Genomic DNA, 5517 nt, shown 5'->3' with positions numbered 1-5517 from the left:
TGCTTATTAAGAACACTAAAATTAATTCTTATTCAAACTTAATTGATTTAACTGGATCTATTTTGGCAATTAATAACGTTGGCACAATTAGCATTAATAAGCATAATAAAAGAGTGCTCAAATTCAGTAAAAGTATATACCAAAAATCTATATAGACAGGAGCTTCACTTACATAATATGTTTCTGGATTTAATGTTATAAATCCCACATATTTTTGAGCTAATAAAATACTTAATCCTATTAAATTTCCCCAAAAAAGTCCTTTTAAAACTAGGTAAGCAGCATTGTATAAAAACACTTTTCTAATACTTACACTAGTACTTCCTAAGGCTTTTAAAATACCTATCATTTGAGTTCTTTCTAGAATTAAAACTAGCAACGCTGTTATCATATTTATTCCTGCAACAAGAATCATAATTACAATAATAAGGTAGATATTATTATCAAAAAGACTTATCCATTCAAAAATTCCAGGGTATTTTTCAATAATACTTTGACTATTTAAGGTTGAAGCAGTTTCTTTATAAATTTGATTACTCTTTAAATCAATTTCATCAAAATTAGTAATCAATACTTCAAACCCACCAACTTGATCCTCTGTCCAACGGTTCATTTTTTGAATATGACGAATATCACCAATCACAAAATTCTCATCAAATTCCTGAAAACCAGAATTATAAATCCCAACAGCTTTAACTACTCTAATCCAAGGCGCTTTGGAAGGATCTTCCTTTACGAACAAAATATTAAACGAATCTCCTAAATTTATATGTAACCTATTAGAAATTTCTTTAGAGATTAAAACATCATTTGTAACATCATTATTAAAATCTGACAAAGTGCCCTCAACTAAGTATTCATTAAAAAATGTCCAATTATAATCTTTTGCAACTCCTTTTAAAATAATTCCTTCAAAATCGGTTTCGGTTCTAATTATCCCACCTTTTGTTGCAAAAATTTGCACATTTTCAATATTGGTAATATTGGTAAACTTAGGGTAAAAATCCTGGTTTTTTGAAACTGGATTTAAAGTGATTTCAGAATTATTATTATCAAAATTTGTAATCTGAATATGACCGTTAAAACCTGATAATTTTTCTCGTATTTTTTCTTGTAGTCCAAAACCAGTAGCAATGGCAATCATCATAACAATAATGCCGATTGCAATTGCGCTAATTGCAATTTTTATTATTGGCGATGAAATACTACTTTTGTATTGCTTTGCAGCAATAATACGTTTTGCAATAAATAATTCGTAATTCAATTTTATCTAAAATTTCTATGTCGTCCAAAAATACATATTTCTTCTTAGTTTTTTTGTTGTTTTTTAGTTTGATTTCTTGCGGTCAAACAAATACTGCTAATAATAATTCAACTGCATTAAAAACCGTTGCTGTTTCTTCAAAAGAAATTTTAACTGGAGCACAACAAACCGAACGGTATCTATCTATTTTAAAGCAGAAAAATATTGCTATTGTTGCCAATCAAACTTCAGTACTATTTAAAAAAGAAAACTGTACACATTTAGTTGATAGTTTACACAAATTAAATACAACTATTAAAAAAGTTTTTTCACCTGAACATGGTTTTAGAGGAAATGCAGATGCAAGTGAAGCTGTTGCAAATGGAATTGATAAAAAAACAGGAATTCCTATTATTTCATTATACGGTAAAAACAAAAAGCCAACTGCCGAACAATTGATTGGAATTGAGTTAGTTGTTTTTGATATTCAAGATGTTGGCGTGCGTTTTTACACCTATATTTCTACTTTGCATTATATTATGGAAGCCTGTGGCGAAAATGGAATTCCAGTGTTAGTTTTAGACAGACCAAATCCAAATGCACATTATGTTGACGGACCAACTTTAAAAATGGAACATAAAAGTTTTGTTGGTATGCATCCAGTTCCGTTGGTTTATGGAATGACGATTGGAGAATATGCACAAATGATAAATGGCGAAAATTGGCTAAAAAATAACGTGAAATGCGATTTAACTGTAATTCCCCTAAAAAATTACACACACCAAACTCCATATCATTTACCTATTAGACCTTCCCCAAATTTACCAAACGACCAATCTATAAACTTATACCCTAGTTTAGGTTTTTTTGAAGGCACCACAATAAATGCTGGACGTGGAACAGAAAATCAGTTTCAACAATATGGTGCTCCATTTTTTCCTAAAACTGAATTTAGTTATACACCAAAACCAAATTTTGGATCTAAATATCCAAAACATAAATATAAACTGTGTTATGGTGTAGATTTAAAAAATGTGGAACGATTAAATTCAGTAACAATTAAATATTTAATTGATGCTTATAACAAAACTCCTAAAACTGAAAAATTCTTTGGAGCTACTTTTACTGTTCACGCTGGAAATTTAGAACTAGAACAACAAATAAAAAACGGGTTATCGGTTAAAGAAATTCACGATTCTTGGCAACCAGCTATTGAAGATTTTAAAAAAGTTAGATTGAAGTATTTGATGTATGAGTAAGGTTGATTTTGTAGATTAATAGCTTCTTCAACCCTACCTGCCGGCAGGCAAGGTTCGCTCTGCCACCAAAACAAAAAACTGCGGTAATTTTTACTTAGTAAAAATTACCGCAGTTTTATTTATATAAAATTGTTCTATAGTAAAAGCTATTCGAATGATGTATTTCGAAAGACTTCTCATCTTTCACGAGAAACTTTTCAACTTTAAACAATATTATTTATACATTTTTTCTCTTAACTCCTTTATTTTAGGATCGTCTAAATATTCATCAAAAGTAGTATATCTGTCTATCACACCTTTAGGCGTAATCTCTATAACTCTGTTTGCAACAGTTTGTGCAAATTCGTGGTCATGAGTTGTAAAAATAACCGTTCCTTTAAAATTACTTAAAGAGTTATTAAACGCTTGAATGGTTTCTAAATCTAAATGATTTGTAGGTTCGTCTAACATTAACACATTAGCTCTCATCATCATCATTCTACTCATCATACACCTCACTTTTTCCCCTCCGGAAAGCACATTACATTTTTTCAAGGCTTCTTCTCCACTAAAAATCATTTTACCTAAAAATCCTCTTAAATAAACTTCTTCGCGCTCTTCTTCTGTTTTAGCATATTGTCGTAACCAATCTACTAAGTTTAAACTAGCATCTGTAAAAAATTCTGAGTTATCAAGCGGTAAATAAGATTGTGTTGTTGTAACTCCCCATTGAAATTTTCCAGAATCTGCTTGTGCGTTGCTATTTAAAATCTCATAAAAAGCAGAAACTGCTCTTGAGTTTTTTGATATTAACGCTACCTTATCTCCCTTATTTAAATTAAAGTGTATATCATTAAATAAAACTTCGTCTTCTGTTGCTTTAGATAAATGCTCAACATTTAATATTTGATCTCCAGCTTCTCTTTCACGTTCAAAAATAATTGCAGGATACCTTCTACTCGATGGTTTTATTTCATCAATATTAAGTCTGTCAATCATTTTTTTACGACTTGTTGCTTGCTTAGATTTAGCAACATTTGCAGAAAATCTACGGATAAATTCTTCCAATTCTTTCTTTTTATCTTCAGCCTTTTTACTTTGCTGTGCTCTTTGTTTAGCCGCTAATTGACTTGATTCGTACCAGAAAGAATAATTACCAGAGTAATGCGTTATTTTTCCAAAATCAATATCAGAAATATGCGTACAAACTGCATCTAAAAAGTGACGGTCATGTGAAACAACTATTACCGTATTATCGTAATTTGCTAAAAAGTTTTCTAACCATCCAATAGTTTCAAAATCCAAATCGTTTGTTGGCTCATCCATTATTAGAACATCTGGATTACCAAATAAAGCCTGCGCTAACAACACTCTAATTTTAGATTTACCATCTAATTCCGACATTAAAGTATAGTGTAATTCTTCTTTAATTCCTAAAGAAGATAATAAGGTTGCTGCTTCACTTTCTGCATTCCAACCACCCATTTCTTCAAATTCGGCACCGAGTTCACCGGCTTTTATACCATCAGCTTCAGAAAAATCTTCTTTAGCATAAATAGCATCCATTTCATTTTTTAAATCATATAACTTCTTATTTCCTAACATTACGGCATTTAAAACAGGAAATTCGTCAAAAGCATAATGGTCTTGAGATAATACAGACATTCTTTTTCCTGGTTCTAAATGGATTTGACCAGAAGTAGGTTCTATTTTATCGGATATAATTTTTAGAAATGTAGATTTACCCGACCCGTTTGCGCCAATTATTCCATAACAATTTCCAATTGTAAATTTTGTGTTTACATCATCAAACAAAACACGTTTGCCAAATTGAACAGATAAATTTGATACTGAAAGCATTTAATATTATTTTTTTTTAATTCGCTGCAAAAGTACTAAAATAGATTTATTATAAACCATTTAATTAATAGTAATATTTTTATGATATTTCTAAATTTTATTTAACACCATCTTAACAAGCAAAACCTAAAGTTGTATGTATTTTTGTGATTAATATTTTTCAATGAAATACATAATAGGTAGCATATTAACCCTTTTTCTTTTTAGCTGTAATACAACTAAAAAAGATACTTCATTAACCTATTTTGGTGGACAAATTATTAATCCTAGAACAAACTTTGTACTCTTATTAAAAAATGATATTATTATTGATACCTTAACTCTTAAAGAGAACAATAGGTTTATTGCTGAGTATAAAACTTTTTCTGAAGGTCTATATACATTTAAGCACGGAAACGAATTTCAATATATTTATTTAGAACCTAACGATAGTATTTTAGTACGACTTAACACATGGGATTTTGATGAATCTATAGTTTATACAGGTAGAGGAAGCAGTAAAAATGAGTTTTTAATAAATCTATTTTTACAAAATGAGAAAGAAGAAGAAGAAATGTTCAAGTATTTTAATTTAAATGAAATTAATTTTCAATTTAAAATAGATTCACTAGCCAAAGAAAGAGAACATATTTATAATGAGTTTTCTAAGAATAAAGAAAATATTACAGAAGGTTTTCAACAATTAACGAGCACTGCAATTCATTATCCGCTTTATAGGTTGAAAGAAATTTACCCATATTACCATAAAAAAGTTCATAAATTAGAAAATTTCCCAACTATTTCAGAGAATTTTTATCAGTTTAGAAAGGATATTAGTTTAAATGAAGCTAATCTCTTATCATTTTATCCTTACAGAAATTATGTAGTTAATTATTTATTTAATTTAAGCTACCAGGAAAAAGAAAAGGATAGTACTAAAACAGACATTACAATTAATCTATTAAATGCGATAGTTGAAAATGTAAAACTTGAAGAATTTAAAAATACATTATTAAAAAGTATAGTTGTAGAAGATTTTTTAAAAAGTGAGTCCACCTGTTCAATTAATAAAGAAACCCTAAAAATATTTTTAGACAATTGTACAGATGAAATCTATTTAACTCAGGTAAATAATTTAGTAAACGATAGTGAATTTGTTTTGAATAAAGAACCGTTACAAGATTTTAAAATTGAATC

General features: G+C 28.9%; 4 protein-coding genes. 2 read left to right on the top strand and 2 right to left on the bottom strand.

Going from position 1 to position 5517, the window contains the following annotated elements; genetic code table 11:
* Positions 1 to 28: 28 nt before the first annotated feature.
* Complete coding sequence (locus AB1Z17_RS07175) at positions 29 to 1264, bottom strand: ABC transporter permease (RefSeq protein ID WP_368051119.1); 1236 nt, start codon at positions 1262 to 1264, stop codon at positions 29 to 31.
* A gap of 17 nt (positions 1265 to 1281) precedes the next feature.
* Here AB1Z17_RS07175 and AB1Z17_RS07170 point away from each other — a divergent pair, with 17 nt between their 5' ends.
* Entirely contained in the window at positions 1282 to 2502 is a 1221-nt protein-coding gene (locus AB1Z17_RS07170) for an exo-beta-N-acetylmuramidase NamZ domain-containing protein (RefSeq protein WP_368051118.1), read from the top strand.
* Positions 2503 to 2715: 213 nt separating this feature from the next.
* Here AB1Z17_RS07170 and AB1Z17_RS07165 read toward each other — a convergent pair whose 3' ends face one another.
* Positions 2716 to 4341 (bottom strand): ABC-F family ATP-binding cassette domain-containing protein, encoded by a 1626-nt coding sequence (locus AB1Z17_RS07165; RefSeq protein WP_368051117.1) that lies wholly within the window; start codon positions 4339 to 4341, stop codon positions 2716 to 2718.
* Between the two features lie 163 nt (positions 4342 to 4504).
* Between AB1Z17_RS07165 and AB1Z17_RS07160 the strand changes: the two genes are divergently transcribed.
* On the top strand, positions 4505 to 5517 hold a 1013-nt coding region (locus AB1Z17_RS07160), incomplete at its 3' end, for a hypothetical protein (RefSeq protein ID WP_368051116.1).

The organism is Lutibacter sp. (assembly GCF_040883305.1).
Lineage (GTDB): Bacteria > Bacteroidota > Bacteroidia > Flavobacteriales > Flavobacteriaceae > Lutibacter.
Note: the sequence above shows the minus strand (reverse complement) of the source record. Positions and strands in the feature narration are given on the sequence as shown.

Excerpts from the sequence above, each read along its gene's own strand:
- AB1Z17_RS07170 (WP_368051118.1), top strand. The coding sequence starts at position 1,282 with ATGTCGTCCAAAAATACATATTTCTTCTTAGTTTTTTTGTTGTTTTTT.
- AB1Z17_RS07165 (WP_368051117.1), bottom strand. The coding sequence starts at position 4,341 with ATGCTTTCAGTATCAAATTTATCTGTTCAATTTGGCAAACGTGTTTTG.